This is a genomic window from Nocardioides jiangsuensis (genome assembly GCF_019679455.1).
In the GTDB taxonomy this organism is placed as follows: domain Bacteria; phylum Actinomycetota; class Actinomycetes; order Propionibacteriales; family Nocardioidaceae; genus Nocardioides_C; species Nocardioides_C jiangsuensis.
Genome location: NZ_JAIEZQ010000002.1, coordinates 661104 through 686117 on the forward strand (window position 1 = coordinate 661104; position 25014 = coordinate 686117).

The window sequence follows — 25014 nt, forward strand, 5'->3', positions numbered from 1 at the left end:
ATCCGTGGGGGACCTTCACAGAACCTTCATGGTGATGCCGCGAGCGCCGCAGGTCGCTGAAGGTCGGTGGCGCTAGGTGTTGGCTACCGGGAGTCGCACCGTGAACGTCGCTCCCCGGTCGACCCCCGAGCTGTCGACGCTGATGCTGCCGCCGTGTGCCTCGACGAGTGCCTTGGCGATGCTGAGCCCGATCCCGCTGCCGCCGTGGTTGCGGTCGCGGGCGGTGTCGACCCGGTAGAACCGGTCGAACAGGCGACCCAGATGCTCGCCGGCGATGCCCGCACCGGTGTCGGCCACGGTGTACTGGACCCAGCGGTCGATCCGGCTGCACGTCAGGGTCACGGTTCCTTCCGGCGGTGTGTGCCGGAGGGCGTTGTCGAGCAGGTTGGTCAGGACCTGTCCGATCCGGTCGGTGTCGGCCAGTACCGGGTCGTGGGTGTGGATGCTCGTCTCGAGCCGAACCCCCTTGCTCGCGTATCGGCCCCGGGCCGCGCCCGCGGCGCCTTCGACGAGGGAGGCCGGGTCGACCGGCTGTGGGTCGATGTCGAGCCTGCCCTCCTCGGCGTGGGAGATGGCGCTGACGTCCTCGGCCAGCCGCCTCAACCGCCGGGTGCTGGCGCGGAGAACGCCGAGGGTGGTCTCGTCGAGTTCACGCACGCCGTCCTCGACGGCCTCGAGGTGGGCGTCGATCGTGGCCAGGGGCGTGCGCATCTCGTGCGCGAGGTCGGCGAGCATCTTCCGGCGGGTGGTCTCGACCGCCCCGAGGCGTTCGGCGAGGGCGTTGAAGGTGCGGGTCAGGCTCGCGAACTCGCCGCCGAGTCCCGGGTCGGGCACGCGTGCGTCGTACCGGCCGGCAGCGACCTGGGAGGCGGCGGCGGTGACCGGGGAGATGGAGCGCTGTACCCGTCGGCTGAAGTACCACGAGACCCCGAGTGCCGCGGTCACGGCGGCGAGCAGCGCGACGGAGAGCGAGACCAGCAGGGCCGAGGCGAAGGCCTCCTCCACGTGTCGGGTCTCGGAGGTCGTGTGGCCGACGCCGGCCCTCTCCAGATGGTCGTGAAAGATGCTGGGGCCGGCCGCAGAGGCCACCAACCATGTGGTCAGAGCGCCGGCGACTAGCACCAGCGCCTGCGCCAGGAGCAGCCGACCCGCGAACCCGGACCTGAGCCGACCGGTGCGTGTGCTCGCGGGGCCGGGCTCGAACCCGGTAGCGGTGGCGGCGGTCACTGGCCGGTTCCCATCCGGTAGCCGACGCCTCGGACCGTGCGGACGAACCGTCCCTCGGCCGCGTCGTCGCCGAGCTTGCGACGCAGATGCCCGATGTGGACGTCGACCAGGTGCTCGTCGCCCACCCACGTCTCACCCCACACGTGGTCGATGAGCTGACGACGACTGAACGCCATCCGCGGCCGTTCGGCCAGAGCGGCGAGCAGGTCGAACTCGGTGCGGGTCAACGCGACCGGGTCGCCCTGGAGCCACACGTCGCGGCCGGCCGTGTCGATCGTCAGGTCACCGACCGTCCGGGCTGCCTCCGCACCGTCGTCCGGCTGGCGCAGCGGCCGCGGGCGGCGCAGCATCGCCTGCACCCGTGCCATCAGCTCGCGCGGGCTGAAGGGCTTGGTCATGTAGTCGTCGGCGCCGACCGACAAGCCGATCAGCGTGTCGACCTCGTCACTGCGAGCGGTCAGGATCACGACGTAGGCGTCGGAGAAGGTCCTCAGCTGTCGGCACACCTCGACACCGTCGAGGCCCGGGAGGCCGAGGTCGAGCACGATCACGTCCGGGTCGATCTCTCGCGCGGCGGTGACTCCCTGGCCTCCGTCGTGGCTGACGGTGACCTCGAAGCCGTCACGTGCGAAGTAGCTGCCGACCAGGGCCGCCAGCTCGGGCTCGTCCTCGATGACCATCGCGCGCAGACCCGCCCAGTGCCGTGTGCCGGCCGCCGGGGAGGTCTGGCTCGGTGAGGCGCCAGCCGTGTGCTTCTCGCTCATGGTCCCCATGGTGTCAGCCAGGGCTGAGGCGGCATTGCGCTCGCTGGTGGGCACCGGCTTTCTTCAGCGAACCTTCACAGGACCACGACGAGATCCCCGGGGTGCGCGCCCCATGCTGACGACAAAGAGATGAAGGGAGCTGGGAACGATGATGGGTTGGTATCAGGACGGAGTGGGGTGGGGCGGCTGGATCGTCATGACCCTCGTGATGGTGGCGTTCTGGGCTCTGGTGGTGTTCGCGGTGGTCGCGATCTTCCGCGGCACCAGCAGCAGCTCCCGACCGGCCGACCGGTCCACGGACCGCGACCCGATGCAGATCCTCGAGGAGCGGTTCGCCCGCGGCGAGATCGACGCCGGGGAGTTCCGCACCCGCGCCGACGTCCTGCGCGCCGGCGCTCGTCCGGTCACACGCTGACAGCGCGCCTCCCCACAGGCACATCTACCACTACCTCGAGGAGCCCTGCCTTGGCGCACCTGACCCGCCGCAGTCTGATCCGCGGAGCCGCGGGCCTGGCCGGCGTACTCTCCCTCGGAAGCGTGGCCGCCTGCAGCAGCGACGGTGCCGTCAGCCCGGCCGCCAAGGCCGTCGCGCAGGCGGAGGCAGCACGTCGACGCACGGGCGCCTCGGTCGTACGGGCACGGCTCACGCCCCGGCGGGTGACGCTCAACCTCGGCGGCCGCGTGGTCACCACCTGGGCGTACGGCGACTCCGTCCCCGGCCCGCTGCTGCGGGTCACCGCCGGTGACGTGCTGCGGGTCGAGGTCGACAACCAGCTCCCGGCCGAGACCAGCGTGCACTGGCACGGCATCGCGCTGCGCAACGACATGGACGGCGTCCCCGGCATGACCCAGGGCCCGATCTCCGCAGGCGGGTCGTTCCGCTACGAGTTCACCGTTCCCGACCCCGGAACGTACTTCTACCACCCGCACACCGGTGTGCAGCTCGACCGCGGTCTGTACGGGGTGCTGGTCGTGGACGACCCGGCGGAACCGGGCGGTTACGACGACGAGTGGGTCGTCGTCCTCGACGACTGGGTCGACGGCACCGGCCGCACGCCCGACGAGGTCCTCGAGGACCTCCGAGCCTCCACCGCCGGCGGCGGCATGAACGGGATGGGCGGGATGGACCATGGGTCGATGCCTGGCATGGGTCCCGGTTCCATGGGAGGCATGGGCGGCATGACGGGGGAGGGGATGCAGTCCCGGCTCCTCGGCGGCGCCGGTGACGTCGAGTACCCGCACTACCTGGTCAACGGCCGAACCGCGGACGCGCCGGTGACGTTGACCGGCAAGCCCGGGCAACGCGTACGGATCCGGTTCGTCAATGCCGGTTCCGACACGGCGTTCCGGGTCGCGCTCGGTGGGCACCGCATGACCCTCACCCACAGTGACGGCTTCCCCGTCGTGCCGGTGCCCACCGACGCCCTGCTGGTCGGGATGGGGGAGCGGTTCGATGTCATGGTCACGCTGGCCGACGGCGTCTTCCCGCTGGTTGCCTCCGCGGAAGGTAAGAAGGGGCAGGGGGTGGCGGTCGTCCGCACCGGCGCCGGCCGCGCACCGGCAGCTGACGTCCAGCCTCGCGAGCTCACCCGGCGGGTCCTGCTCGGCAGCGACTTGAAGGCCGCGGCGGATGTCCGGCTGGCTGACCGGTCGACCGACCGGGAACACGACCTGGTTCTGGGCGGGTCGATGGCGCCCTACCGGTGGACGATCAACGGCGAGACGTTCGCCGACGCCGAACCACTCGACGTCGGTGAAGGTGAGCGGGTGCGGCTGCGGTTCGTCAACAACACGATGATGTTCCACCCGATGCACCTGCACGGCCACACCTTCGCCCTGCGCGGCAGCGGGGTCCGCAAGGACACAGTGATCGTGCGCCCGATGCAGACGCTCGAAGTCGACCTCGACGCCGACAATCCCGGCCAGTGGGCAGCACACTGCCACAACATCTACCACGCCGAGACCGGCATGATGACGACCCTCTCGTACCGGGCCTAGGAGCCCGCCATGCCACACGACCACCACAACCTCGCCCCCACGGACGCCGGTCTGGGCGGCGACCGGGCACCGTCCGTCTCGCCGTCGCCGCACGGGGGTCCCCTGGGGACGGCCTGGAACGCGGTCACGGCGGTCATCGCCACGGTGATGGGGCTCGCGCCGCACGTGCTCCACCACGTCGGGCTGTTCGCCGGCGCGGCGTTCGTCATCGGACCAGCCATCAGCAACCCCGAACCTGCCGATGCGCCGCGACCGGCTCGCACCCCCAGCCCGGTCGAGCACAGCGCCCATCACACCGGCTGACACCCTGACACAGGGTCGAGGAAGTGACCGTCATGTCACGTGGTGAACGCCAGGTCCCGGTCACCCGGCGCCTGCTGGCCGCCAGACCGGTCCGCACGGCCGCCGGCGCCCTGGGCATCGGCCTGGCGCTGATGATGATGCTGCTGCTCAACGGCCTGTGGACCGGCGTGCAGCAGCGAGTCACCGTCTACGACGACCACCTTGCGGCTGACCTGGTGGTCGTGCCCGCAGGCACCGAGAGCCTCTTCGCGGATCCCGGCGTTCTCCCCGCCGCGACCGTGACCGCCGTCGAGGCCACCGACGGAGTCACCGGCGCGTGGCCGATCCGCACCATGTACAGCATCCTCGAGCTGCCGCACGGCAAGGCCGCGGTGGCCGCGGTCGCCAGCGAACCCGGCGGACCCGGCGGCCCGTGGGCGCTCACCGCGGGCCGGGCCCCTGCCACGGCAGACGAGGTCGCGCTGGACGCACTGTTCGCCGACCAGCACGGGCTCGCTGTCGGCGACGACATGCCGATGTTCGGCCACCCGATGCGGGTCGTCGGGCTCACCGACGGCACCGCGATGTTCATGACGCCGATGGTGTTCACCACCAGTGCCGCGATGACCGGCATGCTCGGCGCCGGCGACACCACCGGAGCGGTTCTGGTCACCACCGACACACCAGGCAGGGTTGCCGACCGTCTCCGCGACCAGGGCCTGACCGTCCGCACTCCGGCGCAGCTCCGTGAGGCGTCCCTGACGCTAGCCACCAAGATCTACGGGTCCCCGGTGAAGCTGATGGTGTCCGTCGCGTTCGCCACGGGCACCCTGATCGTGGCGCTGGTGGCCTACACGCGCGTGAGCGAGCAACAACGTGACCTCGGCGTCCTCAAGGCACTCGGTGCCGCACCGGGCAGGGTCCGGCGCATCGCGGTCGCCGAGACCGCCGCCCTCACGGCGGCCGGTGCCGTCGCTGCCGTGATCCTGCTGCTTCTCACCCGTGAGCTGCTCTCGTGGTGGCGTCCGGCGTTCCCCGTGGTGATGACCTCCGCGACCCTGACCCGCACCGCGACCGCGGCCGCGGGGATGGCGCTGCTGGCCGCGTGGCTGCCCGCACACCGGCTGTCCCGGCTCGACGCGGCCTCCGCGTTCCGGAGCCGATGATGATCACCCGTGCTGGCGCAGCCCGACCCGGCAGAGCTCGGCGAGGTGTGCCGGTCGGTCGACGGTTCCTGTTCGCGGAACGTCGTCGTGCCGCACTGACCGTGCTCGGAGTCGCTTCCGCCCTGCTGCTGGTGCTGGTGCTCCGCGGGATCTTCGCCGGCGCCATCGACCAGGTCACCAGCTACATCCGCACCTCGCCCGCCACCGTGTTCGTCTCCCAGGAAGGGGTGAAGACGATGCACATGAGCGCCTCCGCGCTTCCGCCGGACACGGTAGAGCGGGTCCGGTCGGTGCCCGGCGTCACCTGGGCGTCCCCGATCGGGTTCGCCTCCGGCTCGGTCTCCGGACCGCAGGGCAGGCAGCTGTCGTACCTGATCGGCTACGACACCCGCACCGGACGCGGCGGGCCCGCCAGACTCGAGGTCGGTCGCGCCCCCGGCACCGGGGAGGCGGTGCTCGACGAGCAGGCCGCCGACGGCCTCGGCGTCCACCTGGGCGACACCCTCACCGTGCTCGGTACCCGCCTGTCGCTGGTCGGGCTGTCCTCGGGTGGCTCCAGCATCACCAACACCACCGTGTTCGTCGCCCGGACCGAGTTCACGAACATCCGCGGCGACACCGACTCCTACCTGCTGGTCGGCACCGAGCCCACAGCAGCGGCGAACGTTGCGGATCGCATCAGCGCGGCCCTGCCCGGCGTGACCACGCAGACTCGAGAGGAGTTCGCCACCTCCGAGGCCCGCATCGTCACCGACATGAGCGCCGACCTGCTCCGCCTGATGTCCACCATCGGGCTGCTCATCGCACTCGCCGTGATCGCGCTCGGCCTGATGACCGCCACGTTGAACCGGATCCGCGAGTACGCCGTCCTCAAGGCACTCGGCGCCACCACCATCCGGCTGGCCGGCAGCATCACCGTGCAGGTGCTGTGGACCGTCGCGCTCGCGTCACTGCTCGCCACCACCTTCGCCCAGCTGCTCTCCTGGACGCTGCCGCTGCTCGCGCCGGCGGTCAGCATCACCATCACCTCGACCGCGCTCTACCAGACCACCCTGGGCGCGCTCGCCGTCGGCCTGCTCGCCGCCCTGTGGCCGCTGCGCCGCATCGCCACCCTCGACGCGGCCACCGCCTTCCGGGAGACCCGATGACCACCGCTGACCACACCGCCCCCGAACAGCCCACCGGGCGGGACCGGCCGGTCACCGTCGCTGTCCGCGGCCTCACCAAGACCTACGGCCATGGCGCGGCCGAGGTGGCAGCCGTCCGCGAGGTCGACCTCGACGTGCACGCCGGCGAGGTGCTGCTGGTCATGGGACCCAGCGGCTCGGGCAAGACCACGCTGCTGCTGATGCTGGGGGCGCTGCTTCGCCCCACCGCCGGATCCATTGTCGTCACCGGCCGGGACCGCCGCAGGGTCGAGATCGCGACCACGCTGGAGCGTGAGCTCCCTGCCCTGCGAGCGAACACGTTCGGATTCATCTTCCAGGACTACGCGCTGCTGGACGCGTTGACTGCCACGGAGAACATCGCGGTCGCGGCGAACATCGCCGGCATCAAGGGCACCGCCGCGAACCGCCGCGCCCGGGCGCTGCTGGACCGGGTCGGCCTGGCCCACCGGGCCGCGGCGCGGCCCTCGCAGATGTCCGGTGGGGAGCAGCAGCGGGTCTCGGTCGCCCGGGCTCTGGCCAACGACCCACCCGTGCTGCTGGCCGACGAGCCGACCGCGAACCTCGACGCGTCCCGCGGCCGCGATCTCTCCCGGCTGCTGCGCCAGCTCGCCGACGAGGACGACCGCTCGATCGTGATCGTCTCCCACGACAACCGGCTGCGGGAGGTGGCGGACAGGGTGCTCTGGCTCGAGGACGGCCGGTTCAAGACGCTCGCCGGGCTGGTGGTCGACCCGGTCTGCCGCATGCAGGTCGAACCCACCGGCCCGCACGTCGACTGGGAAGGCCGGACACTGTGGTTCTGCTCCGAAGGCTGCCGCACCGAGTTCACCGCCGACCCACAGCGGTTCGTCGCCGGGGGTGACTGAAGATCACCCCGTCCGCCGGCGACCACCCGGGAGGCCGGACTCAGGGGGTGACCCGGAACCGCCCGTGCGCGCCGCGTTCGGCGTCGATCATCAGGTGTGAGACGAACGGGTAGTCGCCCGGCTCCGGGAAGGTGAGCTCGACGAACCCGCCCTGTGCCGCCTGCAGGCCCAGGCTCTGCGCACCGCCCGGTCCACGCCGGAGCAGGTAGGCCCCTTCGGAGTAGGTGGTGTCGAACTGGCCTCCGACCACGTGGAACGAGGTCGGTCGGTTGGGGCCGGCGTCGAGGACCCACACGCGGACCCGTTCCCCCACGCGCGCGGTCAGGGGGGCGTCGTCGTACTGGTTGGCGAAGCCGTTGAACACGACCAGGTCGGGGTCCTCGACGGCCAGCTTGTCGACGTCGACCTCGCCGCCCTGCTCGCCGAGGTAGAGCTCGGACTGCACCAGCAGGTAGCTGCGGTCGACGCGCGGCAGGTGCGGGGGCTCGATGACGACCGCGCCGAAGAGGCCGTTGGCGATGTGAGCCGACATCGGCATGGTGGAGCAGTGGTACATCCACACCCCTGCGCGGGTGGCGCGGAAGCTGTAGGTCAGTGACGCACCGGGTGCGATGGTTCGCATCGGACGCTGCGGCGCGAGCGCTCCCGCGTGGAAGTCGATCGAGTGACCGACCGACCCGCGGTTCACCAAGGTGATCTCGAACCGGTCCCCGACCCGGCCGTGCAGCACCGGACCCGGGGCTGTGCCGTCGTAGGTCCACAGCCGTTGGGTGACGCCCGGGGCGACCTCGCGCTCGACATCGCGGACCACCAACGTACGCCGGTGCAGCCGGCTCTCCGACAACGGCGGCAGGGCCGCGTCGCGAGCCGCCCAGCCGGGTGACGGCTCGGCCATCAGGTCCAGGGAGTCAGTGGCCGGCGTGGACTCGGCCGGCTGGGTCACCTCGGTCCCCCCGGCCGCCTGGTCGGCGGCGTTCCCGCCGGGCCCGTGCTGGTGGGCACCGTGACCCGCGGATGTCCCAGGCGCCGTGGAGGGGGCGGCGCCGGTGACGTCGATCGTGAGCACCATGCCCATCTGCTTGTGGCCGACGACCGAGCACCAGCCCGCGAGATCGCGGCCGACCACTCCGACCTGGACGCGTGCGGTCTGTCCGGGCGCGAGCCGGCCGCTGTCGGCACCGGTGTCGAGGACGAGGTCGTGGACGTCCTCGTCGTCGGTGTTGGTCAGCACGACCACGAGTCGGTTGCCGGCCGGAACCGCGATGGTGGCCGGGGTGAACCGCATGTCGCGCGCCTCGACCGCGACGGTCGTGGTCTCGCCGGTGGTGGTGACACCGGCCGCGGCCGAGACAGTTGTCCCTGCCCCGATGGCGGCCGGGTCGACGGCGACGCCCGCGGCCACCACCATCGCCACGGCGGCGAGCCCGGTCGCGGCGAGGCCGGCCACCTGGCCGGCCGGACGGGCCTGGGGCACCTGGGTGCGGTCCCGCCCCGACGCGGGCGGATCCGTCTTCGCGTGGCGTGAGGCGCGCACGGCCAGCAGCAGCAGTGGCAGGGTGGCGGCGAGCGCGAGGAGGACGAGGGTCGAGGCGAGCACCCGGACGGTGCCGGGCACCGGAAGCGCGCAGAGCAACAGGCCCGCGTTGGTGAGCACCAGGCGCAGGGGTGCGCCGCGGTCCAGGACGACGTTCGCCGCCCGGACCGGGATCGGACCTCCGCCGAGCGCGACCGGGACCAGGTAGGACAAGGCGCCGAGCAGCACCTGGGCACCGAAGCCCGCGGCCAGGAACGGCGTCAGCCAGCCGAACACCTCGTGGACGCGTTGCCACGAGGAAGCGGTGCCGATGCCGGCTCCGAGCGTCACCAGGCCGCCCACCAGCCAGACCAGCCCGGCCAGGACCGACCAGGCGGGGAACCCGGTCGGCGGTTTACGTCGCAAGGCGTCGACGAAGGCGGGCGCGGTGAGGAGCAGCCCCGCCACGTACCCGGCGATGCCGAGGGCGGCGAGGGGACGCAGCCCGGTGGATGCGCCTCCGGCGGCGACGATGACGGAGCAGACCAGGATCGGGAGCGCCCGAGCCGCGGCCGCCTCGGCGCCGTCGGCGATCCGGGTGCGCAGCATGGTCGGCCACAGGGTCACGAGAGTGCCCACGACGGTGAGACCGACCCAGCCGAGCAGGTTCACCGACGCGTGCGCGACGACCAGCCGGGTCTGCCACGGGTCGGCGAGGCCGCGCGCCAGCACGGTGCCCAGGCCGGCACCGACCGGCAGGAAGCAGGCCGCCGCCACGTAGTACCGCACCGAGAAGCTGAACCGGGCCGACAGCGCCGCACGCAGCTGGCGCAGGATCGTCCAGCCGTGCCAGAGGACGGCGGAGCCGACCGCGGTCGCCCCGAGCAGGGTGGCCGGCCACGCGTCTGAGAGCACACCGGTCACCACGACGGCCACGCCGCTGTTGAGCAGCAGGAGCCGCCGGTTCTGTCCGCGGCGATCGTCGTCCGCGGAGTGGAGGAGCGCGTCGGTGAAGTACCTGCTCCAGACCAGGATGGCGTGGCTGACCGCGCCGAGCATGAGCAGGTGGATCATCAGCCAGCGGGGCGCCGGGACGAACGGGTGCACGAGGGCCACCGCGACCGTCGCCGCCAACCAGACCAGCACCGGCAGGTCGCGCAGCGGCCAGAAGCCACGGTTGTGCGACCTGCTCACGACGGCCTCCGGCTGCCGCGGATCGTCGACCCGACGGCGACGGCCAGGAACGACAGCACCGCCACGATGTTCAGGACCCCGCCGGTGACCCAGGCGCCGTGGCTGCCGAGGGCGTCGCCTACCCAGAGCCGCAACGCCAGGGAGACGTGCAGGAGCGTGGCCGGCGCGATGAGCGCGGGATGGTAGGGCAGCGGTCGGCGTAGCACCGCCGGCAGGATCACCGGGGCGTGCGCCATGATCATGGACAGCGCGAACCCGAGGAACACCGCGTGCAGCACGGCGTCGTACCGCACGCCGTCCAGCGCCGGGCCACCGAGCAGCCAGATGGCGCCGGCGACGCCCAGCCAGCAGTACGCCGCGAGCATGCAGCCGGCCATGTAGCGGGTCAGCCCCGAGGTGTGGATAGTGCGCCGGGCGACGTCGTGCGCGGCCAGCCAGCCGGTCAGGACGAGGAGGGTGGCCCCGAGGAGGGCCGTGCCCGGCCGGGGCCACAGTAGTGCGGCCGCCACCCCGGCCATCAGCCCGGCTGCGAGGAGCACCAGCCTGCTGCCGGCCGACGGACCGATCGCGATCCGGGACAGCTCGAGCCGTTCGCCGGCGATGGTCAGCACGACGAACCCGACCAACCATGGAGCCAGCAGCGGGACCGCGGCTCCTCCCAGCCACAGCACCGCTGCGCCCAGGGCGAGTACGGCCCCGAGGGCCTGCACCAGGACGGCCTCGTCGCGCTGCCGACGCCACAGCGGCACGTACAGGCAGACCAGCGCGGCAGCGCCGACCGCCATGAGGCAGCGGCCAACCACCAGGGGCGCGGGCGAGAGCAGGACCACGGCGCCCAGACCCAGCAGGCCGGGCGCGGCGAAGCCACGTGGCTGACGCAGGGCGACTGCCCGTTCCACGGCGATCAAGGTGTCCACGAAGCCGAGGACCATCAGCATCCCGTGCACCTCGGGGAGCCGGTCGACCCGCACCGGAGCGGGAAGGCCGAGCAGCATCAGGGCAGCGTCGAGACCGGCCAGCAGGGCGATCCCGGCGGGAGCCAGCAACACCAGGCGGGGCACGAAGGGCGCACGGAGGCTGCGCGGGCCGCGGGGGCGGGCGATCGTGCTCATCGGCGCCGCTGCATCAGGTGCAGCCGGCAGGCGCCCGGCTCGGCGAACGGCAGCAGCTCGGTACCGTCGGGGTCCGCGCCGTACTCCTCCAGTGCCCCCTGGGCGAGGCCGAGGTGTACGCCGCAGACGATATCGGGGTACTTGTGGGCGGCCTCCAGCAGCGGGCAACGGGTGAGCCGGACCGTCGAGCTGCGGGCGTCGGCCTGCGGTGCGAACCCGACCTCGTCGAGCAGGGAGACCACCTCGCGTCGGGCCGCGACCGCACTGGCCGCCGGCCTGGCACCGCGCTCGCGTGCGAGCTCGTGGCCCCACTCCCTTCCGGCGGTGACCGCGTCGTCGGTCGGTGACGCGCTGGTCCGGTGGATCGCCGCGGCCAACGCCGAGGCGAGGCCGGCGTACTCAGGGGCAGAGGCAGCGTCCACGCCGGTGGCCTCGTACAGCCAGGCCGGCCGCCCGCGGCCGGACGGCGCCTCGGGGTGACGGTGGGCGAGGCCGTCGCGCACCAGCGCGTCGAGGTGTTCGCGGACCGTGTTGGCGTGCAGCCCGGAGGTGGCGACGAGCGCCGCGAGGGTCGTCGGCTCCGTCTGCGCCCGGAGCGTCTCCAGCAGCGCTGACCGAGACCTGGACAGGGGCGTGCGGGAACGGCCGGCGCCGGGCAGGGGGCCGAAGCCGGGAACCGCCCGCGGTGGGCTCGAAGGCCGATTATTTTCCACGGAGTCAAGTGTAGTAAAATCCTGGTGAAGCTGCCACATCGCCCTTGAAGGAGACAGGACATGTCCGAACTCGTCATCGCCTCGAGCGAGGCCGACGCCAGCGCTGCCGAGGCGGTCAAGCAGCACCACGCCGTCCTGGCGGGTGCGCTGAGGCTGCGTACGGAGGCCTTGTTCACGGCCGCCTCCCACTGCGACACCCCTGCGGCCGAGATCGCCCGCCGAGACCTCGTCGACTGGTGCGAGCGCGAGCTGCTTCCGCACGCCCGGGCCGAGGAGCAGGCGATGTACCCGGCAGCGCAGGCGATCGTCGAAGGGCGGCTCCTGGTCGAAGCCATGATCGGCGAGCACGAAGTCCTCACCCGGTTGCTGCGCGAGGTGGCCGATGCCGCCGACCTGCAACGGGCTGCCGCGTCGGCCGCGGCGCTACGCGCGGTCTTCGACTCCCACCTGGCCAAGGAGAACGACCTGGTGGTGCCCCTGCTGGCCGCGACGCCCGGCGTCTCGGTGGCCGCGCTGCTCGAGGGCATGCACCAGCTCCTCGGTGGCGCAACGAAGACCACTGCCACGGACGTAGACGACGAGGGCGCCGGTTGCGGTGGCCACACCTGCTCGTGTGGTGAGAACGACGGCCCCGGCTATCCCGAGCTGGACGTGCGTTCCATCCCGCACGCGATCCGGCACGCGACGATCTTCGGAGCGCTCGAGTCCCTGCGTCCGGGCGCCGGCCTGGAGCTGGTGGCACCCCACGACCCGCTGCCGCTTCTGGACCAGGTGAACCAGCGTTGGCCAGGGCTCTTCTCGGTGACCTACAGCGAGCGGGGACCCGAGGCATGGCGCCTCATCCTGGTGCGCGGCGATGCGTGACCTCTAACCCCGTGACAGCCCTCTGGTCCGCCGCCCGGGCGCTTGCCTGCCCGCTCCGGTCGACGGGGGCTCAGGCGACACGGGAGGCCGCGGCGGCGACCAGGCCGCGGGCCGCGTGCTTGGCCGCGCGCGGGGCTTCGGGGTCCGCGGCGAGCGCGCCATCCGCGAGGCCACCGTCGAGCAGTAGGGCGATTGACCTGGCCAGGGACTCCGGGTCGTCGGCGCCCGCCCGGGTGGCCAGGTCGCGCAGCCAGGCGAGCACCGCTCGCTTGTGCGCGACGGTGCGCTCGTGCACCGGGGTGCCGGGCGCAGCCTCCGCCGCGGCGTTGATGAACGCGCACCCCCGGTAGCCGTCGCGCCGGCAGGCCGTGCCCAGTGCGTCGAAGAGTCCGACGAGCTGGTCTGCGGGATCAGGGCCGGCCGCCTCGGCGGCCGCGCGCAGCTGGCCGGTCCAGATCCCGTCGACCTTGTCCAGGTAGGCGAGCACCAGCTCGTCCTTGGCCGGGAAGTGCTTGTAGAAGGTCGCTTTCGCCACGCCGGACTCGGCGATGATCAGGTCCACGCCGACCGCCCGGATGCCGCGGGCATAGAAGAGCCGGAAGGCGGTGTCGAGAATCCGGTCGCGCGCAGAGGAGGAAGTCACCACTTGATCATAGACAGACCTGTCTGCTAGTGTCCAAGCACAGAGCAGACAGACCTGTCTACCTATTCGACTTCGCGAAGGAACCCTGATGAACATCGCAGTTCTCGGCACCGGCATGGTCGGCCAGGCGATCGCCGGTCGCCTGCACGGTCTCGGCCACTCCGTCGTGGTCGGCACCCGCGACCCGCAGGCCACGCTGGCCCGCACCGAGGCCGACCAGATGGGCAACCCGCCCTTCTCCGCCTGGCACAGCGCACACCCCGGCGTCGTGCTGGCCTCCTTCGCCGATGCGGCCGTCGGCGCCGACCTGGTCGTCAACGCCTCCTCGGGCGCGGCCACCCTCGACGTGCTCGGGCTCGCCGGTGCCGACAACCTGGCCGGCAAGGTGCTGGTCGACATCGCCAACCCGCTGGACTTCTCCGCCGGCTTCCCGCCCACCCTGTTCGTCAAGGACACCGACTCCCTTGGCGAGCAGGTGCAGCGCGCCTTCCCGCGGGCCAAGGTCGTCAAGGTTCTCAACACCCTCAACGCGTCGCTGATGGTGGAGCCGAAGTCGCTCGGCGAGTCCAGCACGGTCTTCGTCTCCGGTGAGGACCCCGCAGCCAAGGCCATCGTGGTCGAGATCCTGGAGTCCTTCGGTCACGACGACGTGATCGACCTCGGCGGCATCGAGACCGCCCGCGGCACCGAGATGTTGCTGCCGATCTGGCTGCGGCTGATGGGCGCGCTCGGCACCGCGCAGTTCAACTTCAAGGTCGTCCGCTGACCATGAGCCCCGACATGCACGGCTCCACCGTGCTGGTCACCGGCGGGACCGGCGGGATCGGGCTGGCCACGGCCACGGGTCTCGCCGGGCTCGGCGCCCGGGTCGGCATCGTGGGTCGCTCCGCCGCGCGCGGGGCCGTTGCCGCGGACGCCGTACGACGGAAGGTGCCGTCCGCCCAGGTGGACCTGTTCGAGGCGGACATGTCCTCACAGGCCGAGGTGCGCCGCCTCGCCGCCGAGGTCAGGGCGACCTACCCTCGCCTGGACGTGCTCGTCAACAACGTCGGGGGCTACTGGGCGCACCGGCATGTGACCACAGACGGCCTGGAGCACACGTTCGCGCTCAACCACCTCGCCCCGTTCCTGCTCACCCACGAGCTTCTCGAGCTGCTGGTGGCCAGCGCGCCGGCCCGGGTGGTGACGGTGTCCTCGGGGGCGCAGGCGATGGGGCGGATCGACCTCGACGATCTCCAGGGCGGGCGGGGCTACAACGGCCAGCGCGCCTACAACCAGTCCAAGCTGGCCAACGTGCTGTTCACCTACGAGCTTGCCCGCCGAATCGAGGGGACCGGCGTGACCGCGACGGTCCTGCACCCCGGCGTGGTGCGCACCTCCTTCGGTCAGGAGGACAGCGGTCGATGGATGCGGCTGATGCTGCCCCTGGTCAGGCCGTTCATGAAGACGCCTGAACAGGGCGCGAGCACGGTGGTCCATCTGGCCTGCTCACCAGAGGTCGACGGCGTCACCGGCGCCTACTTCGCCGACATGCGGGCGAAGCGGTCGTCGAAGGCCAGCTACGACCGTGACCTGGCCCGCAGGCTGTGGGAGGTCAGCTCCGCGCTCGTGGGAGTCGAGCAACACTGGAACCGACCTGTCGACGGGAAGGAGCCGGCATGAGGCTCGGCGTGCATCTGGTGAACTTCAGCCTGCCCGGCGGCCCGGAGACGATCGGTCCCACCATCGCCGCGACCGGGAGGGCGGCCGAGGAAGCCGGGCTGGACAACCTGTCGTTCATGGATCACTACTTCCAGCTCGACTTCTTCTCGGGCGCCGGAGAACCGATGCTCGAGGGATACACCGCGCTCGGCTTCCTCGCGGCGCACACCTCGTCAGTGGAGCTTCAGCTCCTGATGACCGGTGTGACGTACCGCCACCCCGGCTTGCTCGCCAAGATCGTGTCGACCCTCGACGTGCTCTCCGGCGGGCGAGCCGCCCTCGGCATCGGTGCGGCCTGGTACGAACGGGAGCACCGCGCCCTCGGCGTACCGTTCCCGCCGCTGGCCGAGCGGTTCGAGCGGCTCGAGGAGGCCCTCCGGATCGTGCGCCAGATGTGGAGCGACGAGGACGGGCCGTTCGACGGCAAGCACTTCCAGCTCGCCGAGACGATCAACTCACCGCAACCGCTGCGGAAGCCGCACCCACCGATCATGGTCGGCGGCGGCGGCGAGCGGAAGACGCTTCGCCTGGTCGCGAAGTACGCCGACGCCTGCAACGTCTTCTCCGGTCGCGGCGCCGGTCCCGAGCAGGTCGCTCACAAGCTCGCGGTGCTGCGCGACTGGTGCGAGCGGGAGGGCCGGCCCTACGACGAGATCCGTCGGACCGTGCTCTACAACGGTCCCGTCGGGCAGGACCCGACCGGAGCCGCCGCCCTCGTCGAGGAGATGCGCGCGCTCGCAGACGTCGGCGTCGACGAGGTGCACGTGATGCCCCTGCAGGGCGATCCGGTCGCCTTCGTCAGGTCGCTCGGCGAGCACGTCGTACCCCGGCTCTCCCAGCTCTGACCCGCACCGCCTCACCACCCGCACCCACAAGGAAACGCACCATGTCTCGGAACCCCTGCTCCCTCGTCCTGCTCGCCCACCCCGATCCCGCCGGCTCCCGCGTGAACAGTGCGCTGGCCGCCGCCGTGTGCGACCTCGACGACGTCACCGTCCGCGACCTCGCCACGGTCCGCCGAGCGGGCGGCTTCGACGTGGCCGAGGAGCAGCGGCTGCTCGTCGAGCACGACACGGTCGTGCTCCAGTTCCCGTGGTACTGGTACTCCGTCCCCGGCATCCTCAAGGAGTGGATGGACCACGTGCTGCTCCGTGGATTCGCCTACGGGAGCGAGGGCACCAAGCTTCACGGGAAGACCCTGCAGGTGGTCACCACGACCGGCGGTCCGGGTGAGTCGTACCAACCGGGCGGCTACAACAGGTTCACCATGAGCGAGCTGATGCGTCCGATCGACGCAACCGCGCACCTGTGCGGCATGCCGCTCGCCGAGCCGTTCGTGGTGCACGGGGTGTACCACCTCGACGAGGCGGCTCTCGCGGAGTACGGCGCCCGCTACCGGGCGCTGCTCACCGGCGACGAGCAGCGCGCCACCGCCTGAGACCGCCTGGTACGAACTGGGGCTCGCCTCGCGACTAGCTGTGGTGCCGTGGACGCCCGCCACCCGTCGTCGCCGAGGGCCCGGCGGAGGCCAGGTCACCCAGCTCCGCCAGGGCCCGGTCGAGAACCCTCGCGGGTCCGAGCCGCCATGCCTCGGCGCGGAGCTCGTCCAGCTCCCCGGCGCCCACCAGCGCCTCGACCCGGAGGTAGGAGCGCACGCTGAACCGAGCGATCTCCTCGTCGACCGCGGCGGCACCGGGCGCGGCGTCGGCGCAGATCAGCAGCTGGGCCGCGGTGCGCGATCGACCTGCCGCCGAGAGCAGCTCCGCCGCGTTGCGTGCCGTGGTCCACAGCTGGGTCGTCTGGCCCGTACGCCGCCAGAACGCGATCAGGTAGCCGAAACCCTCGGCCGCAGCCGGCACGTCACCGATACGGGTCTGGGCGGATGCGAGCGACACCCGCGCGACACCCTCCACGAAGTTGCAGCCGACCCGGGAGGCATCCCGGATCGCCTCGACGTAGTACGGGACCGAGCCCTCCGGTCGGGTCGTCGCGCGCAGCTCGCCCTCGACGTACGCGACGAACGCGCGATGTGAGCCGCAGGTGGCCAGCGACCGCGCTCGGTCCAGCAGTGTGCGGGCGGTCACCAGGTCACCGCCGTAGGCCGCGGCGAGGGCGGCCGAGCCGACGAACGCGCTCGACTCCGCCGTCGCGCCTTCGGCCGCGCGCAGCCAGGCGTCGCGGGCGGTCGTGAACTCGCCACGGAAGTGCGCGACCACCGCGCGGACACTCCACGCACGGGCAGCGAGCCCTGCGTCGGGTCCGGCCGAAGCGATCGCCTCGTCGGCACGACGCGCGGCGGTGTCGAAGTCGCCCACCAGCCTCGCCGCGTCCGCTGCGCCGGCGAGCACCGTCACCCGCTGCGGGTGCGCGGCGAGCGCCGGGTCCTCGGCGAGCTCTACCGCCCAGGCCCAGATCTCGCGCAGGTCGCGCCACGTGACGACCTGGTTCACCGCAACCGTGATCGCCACCCTGGCATCGGCAGGTGCCAGGTCACGGGCGGACCGCAGGTTGTCCAGCTCCGCCCGCAGCCGCCGATTGGTGGCGGCCTCGTCGGGCCCGAGCATCCGCTCGCCGATGTCCTCCGCGATGACGCGGCACCGCTCGACGAACCGCACGTGTGCTTCCTCGGTCTCGCCCAGCCTGGTGATCTCGTCGACCAGGAAGGCACGCACGGTGAAGAGCAGCCGGTAGCGCGCGCTCTCCGCGTCCGCCCCGAGCAGCGACGAGTCGACCAGGCGGTGCAGGAGGTCGAGCGGGTCGCCCGCCAGAGGCTCGGCGAGAACCTCGACGGTCGCCAGGTCGACACCGCCGACGAAGGGAGCGATCGCCCGGAGCAGCCATTGCTCGTCCGCCGTGAGCAGGCGGTACGACGACTCGATGGTCGCCCGCAGGGTCCGCTGCCGGTCGTCCTCGGGACCCCGCCGGCCGGTGGAGAGGTCGAGTGCCCGGTCGAGCCGCTCGCGGACCGCTCGCAAGGGCATCACCGCCACCTGCCGCGCGGCCAGCTCGATCCCGAGGGGCAGCCCGTCCAGGCGCCGCAGCACCTCGACCAGGTCCGGGGCCTCCTCCGCCGTGAGCGCGAAGTCTGTCCGCCGGCGGCGCGCATGCTCGACGAAAGCGCGCACACTGGGCTGCCGCCGCAAGGACTCCAGGTCCGTGACGTCCCTCGGCACCGGCAACGGCTGCAGCCGGACGACGTACTCTCCCGGCACCTGCAGCGTGACTCGCGACGTCGCGAGCACCCGTACGCCGGCCGCGCCACGCCTGAGCGCGACCACCAGCTCGCGGCATGCCTCGACCAGGTGCTCGCAGTTGTCCAGGACGAGGAGCAGCTCACGGTCCGCCAGACCTGCGGCGATCTGAGCAGAACGGGTCTCGCCGGTGGTGCGCAGGCCCAGGTCCGACGCGACCGCCTGGCAGACGCGGTCGGCGCGGTCGACGACGGCGAGCGGGACGACCACGGCCTCGCCGAGCACGTGCGAGTCGGCCGCGATGTCGAGCGCCAGCCGGGTCTTGCCGACGCCACCGGGCCCGGTCAGCGTGACGACCGAGTGCGCACCGAGCAGCCGGACCACCTCCTCCCGGTCGTGCTGCCGGCCCACCATCGGACCGTCCGGCTTGGCCACCCGGCGCCCGACGGAGGCCCCGTGGACCGACCCGGCGGCCACCTGCTGCTCCAGTTCGGCCAGCGCCTCGGTGGGATCGAGCCCGGTCTCGTCGGCCAGCCTGCGCCGGAAGGCCTGGGCCGCGGCCATCGCGTCCGCCGTGCGGCCGTCTGCGGCCAGCGCCCGCACGTGCAGCAGTGCCGTGCGCTCCCGCAGTGGCGACGCCGCTGCGGCCGCGGCGGCGTCCACGACCACGTCGCGGTCGCCGTGCGCCAGCCGTGACTCGAGCAGGTCGTCGACCAGCTTCAGACGCAGCTCGTCCAGCCCGACGGAGGCGATCTCGAGCGCGGGCAACGACCGGAACTCCACCAGCGCAGGACCCCGCCACAGCGCCAGCGCCGCATGCGGGTCCGATGACGCCAGCCGCCGGGCAGCGTCGGCGTCGAGCTCGAAGGGCTCCAGGCGCAGGCGGTACCCGTTCGGCTGCCGCTCCAGCCGGTTCGCCAGCGGGCCGAGGTGGCGGCGAAGCCGGTGGACGTGGCTGTAGAGCGCCTGGACGGCGTTCTCCGGCGGGTCTTCGGGCCACAACGAGTCGACCAGGCGTTCGGTGCTCAGGCCACGAACACCCTCCAGCGCGAGCAGGGCCAGGACGGCGCGTCGGCGCCCGCCGACCACGTCGACCGCCGCACCCCGCACGCGCAGCACCAGCGGCCCGAGCACGTCCACGCACAGGGCGAGGGTGGTGCGGTCCATCACCGCACTGTGCCCGAGGTTCGGCGCCACCGTCATCTGGTCTGTGGCTCGGCGAAGCTCTCGCTGGCGACCCACGCTCGGAACCGCTCCAGGCCAACCGCCTCCACCAGCCCGCCGGTCTGTGACACCTGCCGCAGCAGCGCGTCGACCTTGCGGTCCAGCACCACGCCGTCGAGCTCCAGCAGGAGGTCCAGCTCGTCGTCGGCGCACACCCGCGGCCGACCCAGCTCGTACACACCGAAGTCCTCCGTGAGCTCCCGGTCGACGACCTCCTCCCGGGCGACCGCGTGCAGCAGCCTTGGCCGCGTGGACGCTCGTGCCAGGGCGAGGTCGGTCCACCGGCTCACCGCCCGGTGGTCGGGGTGACCGGTGAACCCGTCCGGACCGAACGTGACCACCGTGTCGGGGCGTACGGCGTCGAGGACGCTCGCGATCCGATCCGCCGCCTCCTCCGCGTCGACGCCGGTGCAGCCGCCGTCCGGGTAGTCCAGCCAGTGGTGCTCCGCGACGCCCAGGATGCGGAGTGCCTCCTCGAGCTCAGCCGTCCGGATCTTGGCGAGCTGGTCGCGGTTCGGGGTCGCGGTACTCGACACGCCGGCCTCCCCGCGCGTCGCCGTGACGCAGACGACCCGGTGCCCGGCGTCGGTCAGGGCGGCCGACAGCCCCCCGACGAGGTAGGTCTCGTCATCCGGGTGCGCCCAGATCATCAGCACGGTGCCGAGGCGGTCCATGTCCCCAGGGTGGCGCAACCTCCTGTCACGCCGCTTCCACGACCAGACCAGCCCGTGCGAGCACGCTGACAGCCACGTACCCGACCGTCGTCATCGAAGGCGCCGACCGGGCGCCCGACGAAAGGAAAGGTCCATGACCACCCAGCTCGACGCACCCGTCCTCGACTTCGGCAGGCTCGAGGAGTTCGCCGGAAAGGTGTCGGCCGACCAGGCCGCGGCGTACAACGCAGTCCTCGTCTACCTCGGCGACCGCCTCGGTCTGTGGCAGGCGCTGGCGTCCCTCGAGTCGGCCACCATCGCCGAGCTCGCGGAGCGCTCAGGCATCGCCCCTCGCTACGTGCAGGAGTGGCTTTCGGCGCAGGCGGCCAACGGCTACGTCACCTACGACGCCGCGACCGAGTCCTTCACGTTCTCGCCCGAAGCCGCCGCCGTGCTCGCGGAGGAGGAGAGCCCCACCGCCATGATGGCCGGGTTCGAGCTGATCGCCGCGGTGTGGGCGGCGGTCGACAAGCTCGCGCACGCCTACACCACGGGTGAGGGCATCGCCTGGCACCAGCACGACCCGCGCCTGTTCAGCGGGGTGTCCCGCTTCTACGGCACCCTCTATCGCAACTCGCTGCTCACCGAGTGGCTGCCTGGCGTCCACGGCCTGGTCGAACGTCTCCAGTCAGGCATCCGCGTGCTCGACGTCGGCTGCGGCCTCGGCCTGCCGACCATCATGCTGGCCGAGGCCTTCCCGAACTCGACCTTCGTCGGCGTCGACTACCACGACGAGTCGATCCGGCTCGCCGACGCCGCCGCCCAGGAGGCCGGTGTCGCCGACCGCGTCCAGTTCGAGGTCGCCGACGCGACGTCCTACACCGGCAGCCACGACCTGGTGCTGTTCTTCGACGCCGTCCACGACTTCGGCGACCCGGTCGGTGCGCTCGCCCACGCCCGGAGCGTGCTGTCGCCGGACGGACTGGTCGTCGCGGTCGAGCCGTACGCCGAGGACACCCTCGAGGCCAACCTCGCCAACCCGATCGCGGGAGTGTTCTACGTGGGCAGCTCAGCTCTGTGCGTCCCGCACAGCGTCTCCGAAGGCGGTGCCGCACTCGGCGCCCAGGCCGGACCGGCCCGACTCACGGCCGCGTTCCGCGACGCCGGATTCGCGACAGCCCGCGTGGCCGTCGCGACGGCGTACAACCTGGTGATCCAGGCGACGGCTTGAGGGGCGGAGCGTCACGGCGCCTTCCCGGCGAGCCATCGGGCCCGCCGGGAAGTCGCGTCTTCCCGGGCGACGACAGCGGGCGGCGCGAAGCAGTGACGGGGGGGCCTTCGCCGACGTCGACTCGCCGGTTCCGTGCTCAGCCGGCAGCCTCGCGCGCGCAGAAGGCGTCGCTGTACTCCCGGTCGGTGGGGTGTTCGCGCAGCAGCGGTTCGGCGCGCTGCCGTCCGAGGTTCCACTCCAGCCAGTCGTCGTTGCCGGGCCGGTGCCCCGTCAGCGCGCACTCGACCACCTCGTCCGGGAGCGTGGCGAGCACGGGCACCGCATCCGCGGAGAGCCCCTGCAGGTAGGACCAGTCGACCTTCCCGGTCTCGTCGTACCGGTCCAGGTTGCGCTGCGCGATCCAGGCATCCGGGTTGAGCGCGGCCAGCAGGAGCAGGAGTCCGGTCCCGCTGAGCAACGCGGCGCGGGGCAGCCAGGCCGCCCGGAGCGTCACGCCCGCCGCCATCACGCCGAGCACCAGCAGTCCCAGCCAGCCCTCGAAGACGTCGACCAGGACGCGGAGCCGGGTGAAGCCGTAGGCCTCCTGGTAGACGTGCATCCGGTAGAGAGCGGAGGCGACCACGACCAAGGTCAGCACGCAGAGCAGGCCGAGCGACCCGCGCAGCCAGGCACGGTCCGCGGCCGTCTCGCGCGGTGCCTTACGGGCGGCCGCCCACACCACGAGCAGGGTGAGCGCGGTGGCCACCGTGAGCTGGCCGAAGCCCTGGTGGACGTACTCCGCGTAGGTGAGCCCCGTGGTGCGCTCGAGGTAGTCGTGCCCGCCGAAGATGACCGTGGCCTGCGCGCCGAGAAACACCAGGAAGACACCGTCGACGAGCAGCACCGGGGCCAGCCACTCGTAGCGGTGCGCGACGGGCCGCGCCGGGCCGGCCCCCGGCTCGACGCGGGGAGGGTTCAGGGCGAGGTACGTCGCCGCCAGCACCACGCCGCCTACCGCAACGGTGACGAACGCCCGCAGCACGAACGAGTCGAGCTGCAGGTCCGGGACGACCGCGCCCGCCCACTCCGCGAAGACCGCGTCGGCAGAGGCGAACAGCAGCCCGAAGACGACAACACCCAGCAGTGACCACACGACGGTGCGCAGCGCCGCCGCGCTGTTCCCCTGGCCGGTGACACCGCGCACGGAGCGACCGAGCCACGGGAGCCCACGCAGCCCGGCGAGCGGCCAGGCGATGCCGGCCAGCACGAAGGCGGGCAGGGTGCGGCCGCTCACGAGCCCGGTGACGCAGAGCGCACCGCCGGCCAGGAGGCACAGGACCACGATCCAGTCGGCGTCCCGGACGACGACGGTCGCCGCCAGGAGCACGCACAGCGCGGCACAGGCCAGGGTGAAGGGGGACCGGCGGTAGACGCTGTAGCCGAGGATCACGCCTCCGCCCGCCAGAAGCACCGCGAACGTGCCGAGACCGAAGTCCCGGAACGGCAGCACCATGCCGGCGAGCAGGCCGACGCCGAGGCAGGACAGGACTGCGCGCACGTTCCCGGGAACGCCGGTGTCGGGCCAGAACCTGCCGAACAGCGTGTCCACAGCGGGCTCGGGCACCCGGGCCACAGGGGGTACGGGGAGGGCGGGGCTCCGGTCCGGGCTCGTCATGACTGGCTCCTGGGTGCTGCTGGGGACGTGGGTGTGCTGCCGCGGCTCGTGCGGGAGGTCGACGCGCACCCGGGCGCCGGTGCTCGGCGCCTCCGGCTCGACGAAGTGGATGGTGCCGCCGTGGAGGTCGGTCACCCAGCGGGCGATGGCGAGACCGAGGCCGGTGCCGCCGCCGCCCTCGGCCTCCGCCAGCGTCCCGAACCGCTCGAAGACGCGGTCCCGGTCGGAGGCGGGGACACCCGGCCCGTCGTCGGTGACCTCCAGGCGCCAGCCGGTGGCCGTGTCCTGGGCGGCGACCCGGACGACCCCACCGGCGGGACTGTGCCGGGACGCGTTGTCGAGCAGGTTGGCGACCAGCTGGTGGAGCCGCGCCGGATCGGCCGTGGCCGTCAGCGCGGGCGGCGTGGCGCGGACGTCGTACCTCACCTCGCGACCGGCCACCCGCGCCTCGGCCACGGCGCGCTCCAGCAGCGCCAGGACGGGCACCTGCGTGGTGGACAGCTGAGCCTCGCCGGCGTCCACCCGGGCGAGGTCGAGCAGGTCGGAGGCGAGGGTGGCGAGCCGCTCGGCCTGGTCGAGCGCCGTCCGCAGGGCCACGGGGTCCGGCTCCGCGACGCCGTCGACGAGGTTCTCGAGCACGGCGCACAAGGCGGCGACCGGGGTGCGCAGCTCATGGCTCACGTTCGCCACCAGCTCGCGGCGCCGGCGGTCGACAGCGGCCAGCTCCTCGGCCATCCGGTTGAAGGCGCGGGCCAGCTCGCCCACCTCGTCGCTCGAGGTCGCGGTGACCCGGCCGGAGTAGTCGCCGCGGGCCATCCGCCGGGCCGCCGCGGTCATCTCGCGCAGGGGCGAGGTCATCCCCACGGCCAGCAGCTGGGTCACGCCGAGGGCCAGGGCCACGGTGACCGGGACGCTGAGCCAGAACGGCACTCCGCCACCGGCGCCGATCGCCGCGACGACCGAGGCCACGGTGACACTGACCGCGACGAGCAGCCCGAGCTTGAGCTTGACCGACGTGACCTGGTCCAGCAGCGGGCTGCTCACGTGCCGCTCCCCGGCTCGAGGGCGTAGCCGACACCGTGCACCGTGCGCACCCGGTCCGCACCGATCTTGGCGCGCAGAGCCTTCACGTGGCTGTCGACCGTCCGGGTCCCGGAGGCGCCCGACCAGCCCCAGACCTCGGCGTAGAGACTCTCCCGGGTGAGGACGACGCCCGGGTTGCCGGCCAGGCAGAGCAGGAGGTCGAACTCGGTGGGCGTCAGGTGCACCTCCGTGTCGGTGACCCAGACCCGGCGCGAGGCGGCATCGACCCGCAGGTCGCCAAGGTCGGTGGCGGAGCGGGCCGCCAGCTCCGCTGCGCGCTCGACCCGCCGCAGCAGGGCGGCGACCCGGGCCACCAGCTCCCGCATGCGAAACGGCTTGGTGAGGTAGTCGTCGGCGCCGACGCCGAGCCCCACCAGGATGTCCGCCTCGTCGTCGCGCGCAGTCAGCATGAGCACCGGGACCGGCCGCTCGGCCTGGATCCGCCGGCACACCTCGTGGCCGTCGAAACCGGGAAGCATCACGTCCAGGAGGACCAGGTCCGGTGCGGTGGCCGCGAACTGCGCGACCGCGCCCGGCCCGTCCCAGGCCTGGACGACGTCGTACCCCGAGCCGCGCAGCCGGTCGGTGAGCGCCTGGTTGATCACCGGCTCGTCCTCGACGACGAGGATCCTGGGGGCGGGTCCGCTGACTGGCATGGTGCGAGCCTAGGAGCCTGCCTGGTCAGGAGTGGGGGACGACTCGTGAAGGTTCTGTGCAGGTCTCGCGGGCGTGCGATCTTCACGGAGCCCGGAGAATGCTCGATACT

Annotated in this window: 21 protein-coding genes and 2 pseudogenes; 13 read left to right on the forward strand and 10 right to left on the reverse strand. The window is 72.4% G+C overall.

From position 1 onward, the window contains the following. Window positions 1–72 precede the first annotated feature (72 nt). Together K1X13_RS11755 and K1X13_RS11760 are read right to left on the reverse strand one after the other, a co-directional pair. Window positions 73–1005 carry a HAMP domain-containing sensor histidine kinase gene (locus K1X13_RS11755; RefSeq protein WP_308249524.1) on the reverse strand — a complete coding sequence of 311 codons (933 nt, stop codon included), beginning with the start codon at window positions 1003–1005 and terminating at the stop codon, window positions 73–75. Between the two features lie 218 nt (window positions 1006–1223). Continuing rightward, window positions 1224–1991 (reverse strand): winged helix-turn-helix domain-containing protein, encoded by a 768-nt coding sequence (locus K1X13_RS11760; RefSeq protein WP_443678917.1) that lies wholly within the window; start codon window positions 1989–1991, stop codon window positions 1224–1226. Between the two features lie 148 nt (window positions 1992–2139). Between K1X13_RS11760 and K1X13_RS19135 the strand changes: the two genes are divergently transcribed. The 6 genes from K1X13_RS19135 (at window position 2140) to K1X13_RS11785 (ending at window position 7472) form a co-directional block, all read left to right on the forward strand. Beyond that, entirely contained in the window at window positions 2140–2406 is a 267-nt protein-coding gene (locus K1X13_RS19135; RefSeq protein WP_225914958.1) for an SHOCT domain-containing protein, read from the forward strand. Between the two features lie 50 nt (window positions 2407–2456). Then, complete coding sequence (locus K1X13_RS11765) at window positions 2457–3989, forward strand: multicopper oxidase family protein (protein WP_225914959.1); 1533 nt, start codon at window positions 2457–2459, stop codon at window positions 3987–3989. A 9-nt stretch (window positions 3990–3998) separates the two neighbouring features. Beyond that, window positions 3999–4292: a hypothetical protein gene (locus K1X13_RS11770; protein WP_225914960.1), complete on the forward strand. Its 294-nt coding sequence runs from the start codon at window positions 3999–4001 to the stop codon at window positions 4290–4292. A gap of 32 nt (window positions 4293–4324) precedes the next feature. Then, a complete protein-coding gene (locus K1X13_RS11775; protein ID WP_221025237.1) occupies window positions 4325–5437 on the forward strand; it encodes an ABC transporter permease in 1113 nt (370 codons plus the stop codon). Window positions 5438–5538: 101 nt separating this feature from the next. Continuing rightward, window positions 5539–6585 (forward strand): ABC transporter permease, encoded by a 1047-nt coding sequence (locus tag K1X13_RS11780; RefSeq protein WP_308249525.1) that lies wholly within the window; start codon window positions 5539–5541, stop codon window positions 6583–6585. Then, the gene (locus tag K1X13_RS11785) at window positions 6582–7472 is read left to right on the forward strand and encodes an ATP-binding cassette domain-containing protein (protein WP_221025239.1); all 891 of its coding nucleotides are present in this window, start codon (window positions 6582–6584) and stop codon (window positions 7470–7472) included. The genes K1X13_RS11780 and K1X13_RS11785 overlap by 4 nt, the downstream gene beginning before the upstream one ends. A gap of 40 nt (window positions 7473–7512) precedes the next feature. Here K1X13_RS11785 and K1X13_RS11790 read toward each other — a convergent pair whose 3' ends face one another. The 3 genes from K1X13_RS11790 to K1X13_RS11800 are packed head-to-tail and all read right to left on the reverse strand — an operon-like array spanning window position 7513 to window position 12004. Further along, window positions 7513–10179 (reverse strand): multicopper oxidase domain-containing protein, encoded by a 2667-nt coding sequence (locus K1X13_RS11790; RefSeq protein ID WP_221025240.1) that lies wholly within the window; start codon window positions 10177–10179, stop codon window positions 7513–7515. Then, a complete protein-coding gene (locus K1X13_RS11795; protein WP_221025241.1) occupies window positions 10176–11291 on the reverse strand; it encodes a DUF8744 domain-containing protein in 1116 nt (371 codons plus the stop codon). The genes K1X13_RS11790 and K1X13_RS11795 overlap by 4 nt, the downstream gene beginning before the upstream one ends. Next, a complete protein-coding gene (locus tag K1X13_RS11800) occupies window positions 11288–12004 on the reverse strand; it encodes a helix-turn-helix transcriptional regulator (protein ID WP_308249526.1) in 717 nt (238 codons plus the stop codon). Before K1X13_RS11800 ends, K1X13_RS11795 begins: the two co-directional genes overlap by 4 nt. A gap of 60 nt (window positions 12005–12064) precedes the next feature. On the opposite strand from K1X13_RS11800, the pseudogene K1X13_RS19140 reads away from it, so the two are divergent. Continuing rightward, window positions 12065–12556: pseudogene (locus K1X13_RS19140) on the forward strand (hemerythrin domain-containing protein); the annotation flags it as partial. 48 nt (window positions 12557–12604) lie between these two features. After that, window positions 12605–12868, forward strand: a pseudogene (locus tag K1X13_RS19145) (DUF2249 domain-containing protein); the annotation flags it as partial. A 70-nt stretch (window positions 12869–12938) separates the two neighbouring features. Here K1X13_RS19145 and K1X13_RS11810 read toward each other — a convergent pair. Continuing rightward, a complete protein-coding gene (locus tag K1X13_RS11810; RefSeq protein ID WP_221025243.1) occupies window positions 12939–13511 on the reverse strand; it encodes a TetR/AcrR family transcriptional regulator in 573 nt (190 codons plus the stop codon). 88 nt (window positions 13512–13599) lie between these two features. Here K1X13_RS11810 and K1X13_RS11815 point away from each other — a divergent pair, with 88 nt between their 5' ends. Genes K1X13_RS11815 through K1X13_RS11830 form a run of 4 tightly spaced genes read left to right on the forward strand, consistent with a single transcriptional unit; the run spans window position 13600 to window position 16650 of the window. Continuing rightward, window positions 13600–14277: an NADPH-dependent F420 reductase gene (locus K1X13_RS11815; RefSeq protein ID WP_221025244.1), complete on the forward strand. Its 678-nt coding sequence runs from the start codon at window positions 13600–13602 to the stop codon at window positions 14275–14277. Between the two features lie 2 nt (window positions 14278–14279). After that, on the forward strand, window positions 14280–15173 hold the full coding sequence (locus K1X13_RS11820) for an SDR family oxidoreductase (protein ID WP_221025245.1): 894 nt from the start codon (window positions 14280–14282) through the stop codon (window positions 15171–15173). Then, window positions 15170–16057 carry an LLM class F420-dependent oxidoreductase gene (locus tag K1X13_RS11825; protein WP_221025246.1) on the forward strand — a complete coding sequence of 296 codons (888 nt, stop codon included), beginning with the start codon at window positions 15170–15172 and terminating at the stop codon, window positions 16055–16057. Before K1X13_RS11820 ends, K1X13_RS11825 begins: the two co-directional genes overlap by 4 nt. Before the next feature lie 41 nt (window positions 16058–16098). Further along, entirely contained in the window at window positions 16099–16650 is a 552-nt protein-coding gene (locus K1X13_RS11830; protein ID WP_221025247.1) for an NAD(P)H-dependent oxidoreductase, read from the forward strand. 34 nt (window positions 16651–16684) lie between these two features. On the opposite strand, the gene K1X13_RS11835 is transcribed toward K1X13_RS11830, so the two are convergent. Then, entirely contained in the window at window positions 16685–19570 is a 2886-nt protein-coding gene (locus tag K1X13_RS11835) for an AfsR/SARP family transcriptional regulator (protein WP_221025248.1), read from the reverse strand. Between the two features lie 32 nt (window positions 19571–19602). Continuing rightward, the gene (locus K1X13_RS11840; RefSeq protein ID WP_221025249.1) at window positions 19603–20301 is read right to left on the reverse strand and encodes a PIG-L deacetylase family protein; all 699 of its coding nucleotides are present in this window, start codon (window positions 20299–20301) and stop codon (window positions 19603–19605) included. A 133-nt stretch (window positions 20302–20434) separates the two neighbouring features. Between K1X13_RS11840 and K1X13_RS11845 the strand changes: the two genes are divergently transcribed. Continuing rightward, window positions 20435–21511, forward strand: coding sequence for a class I SAM-dependent methyltransferase (locus K1X13_RS11845; RefSeq protein ID WP_221025250.1), 1077 nt, complete (start codon window positions 20435–20437; stop codon window positions 21509–21511). A 136-nt stretch (window positions 21512–21647) separates the two neighbouring features. Here the strand turns inward: K1X13_RS11845 and K1X13_RS11850 are convergent, their stop codons facing one another. Together K1X13_RS11850 and K1X13_RS11855 are read right to left on the reverse strand one after the other, a co-directional pair. Next, complete coding sequence (locus K1X13_RS11850) at window positions 21648–24209, reverse strand: DUF4153 domain-containing protein (protein WP_221025251.1); 2562 nt, start codon at window positions 24207–24209, stop codon at window positions 21648–21650. Next, complete coding sequence (locus tag K1X13_RS11855; protein ID WP_221025252.1) at window positions 24206–24904, reverse strand: response regulator transcription factor; 699 nt, start codon at window positions 24902–24904, stop codon at window positions 24206–24208. The genes K1X13_RS11850 and K1X13_RS11855 overlap by 4 nt, the downstream gene beginning before the upstream one ends. Window positions 24905–25014 lie beyond the last annotated feature (110 nt).

Coding starts and splice junctions, on each gene's coding strand:
- K1X13_RS11760 (WP_443678917.1), bottom strand. CDS start 1,991: ATGAGCGAGAAGCACACGGCTGGCGCCTCACCGAGCCAGACCTCCCCG.
- K1X13_RS19135 (WP_225914958.1), top strand. CDS start 2,140: ATGATGGGTTGGTATCAGGACGGAGTGGGGTGGGGCGGCTGGATCGTC.
- K1X13_RS11770 (WP_225914960.1), top strand. CDS start 3,999: ATGCCACACGACCACCACAACCTCGCCCCCACGGACGCCGGTCTGGGC.
- K1X13_RS11775 (WP_221025237.1), top strand. CDS start 4,325: ATGTCACGTGGTGAACGCCAGGTCCCGGTCACCCGGCGCCTGCTGGCC.
- K1X13_RS11785 (WP_221025239.1), top strand. CDS start 6,582: ATGACCACCGCTGACCACACCGCCCCCGAACAGCCCACCGGGCGGGAC.
- K1X13_RS11795 (WP_221025241.1), bottom strand. CDS start 11,291: ATGAGCACGATCGCCCGCCCCCGCGGCCCGCGCAGCCTCCGTGCGCCC.
- K1X13_RS11815 (WP_221025244.1), top strand. CDS start 13,600: ATGAACATCGCAGTTCTCGGCACCGGCATGGTCGGCCAGGCGATCGCC.
- K1X13_RS11820 (WP_221025245.1), top strand. CDS start 14,280: ATGAGCCCCGACATGCACGGCTCCACCGTGCTGGTCACCGGCGGGACC.
- K1X13_RS11825 (WP_221025246.1), top strand. CDS start 15,170: ATGAGGCTCGGCGTGCATCTGGTGAACTTCAGCCTGCCCGGCGGCCCG.
- K1X13_RS11830 (WP_221025247.1), top strand. CDS start 16,099: ATGTCTCGGAACCCCTGCTCCCTCGTCCTGCTCGCCCACCCCGATCCC.
- K1X13_RS11835 (WP_221025248.1), bottom strand. CDS start 19,570: ATGGACCGCACCACCCTCGCCCTGTGCGTGGACGTGCTCGGGCCGCTG.
- K1X13_RS11840 (WP_221025249.1), bottom strand. CDS start 20,301: ATGGACCGCCTCGGCACCGTGCTGATGATCTGGGCGCACCCGGATGAC.
- K1X13_RS11845 (WP_221025250.1), top strand. CDS start 20,435: ATGACCACCCAGCTCGACGCACCCGTCCTCGACTTCGGCAGGCTCGAG.
- K1X13_RS11855 (WP_221025252.1), bottom strand. CDS start 24,904: ATGCCAGTCAGCGGACCCGCCCCCAGGATCCTCGTCGTCGAGGACGAG.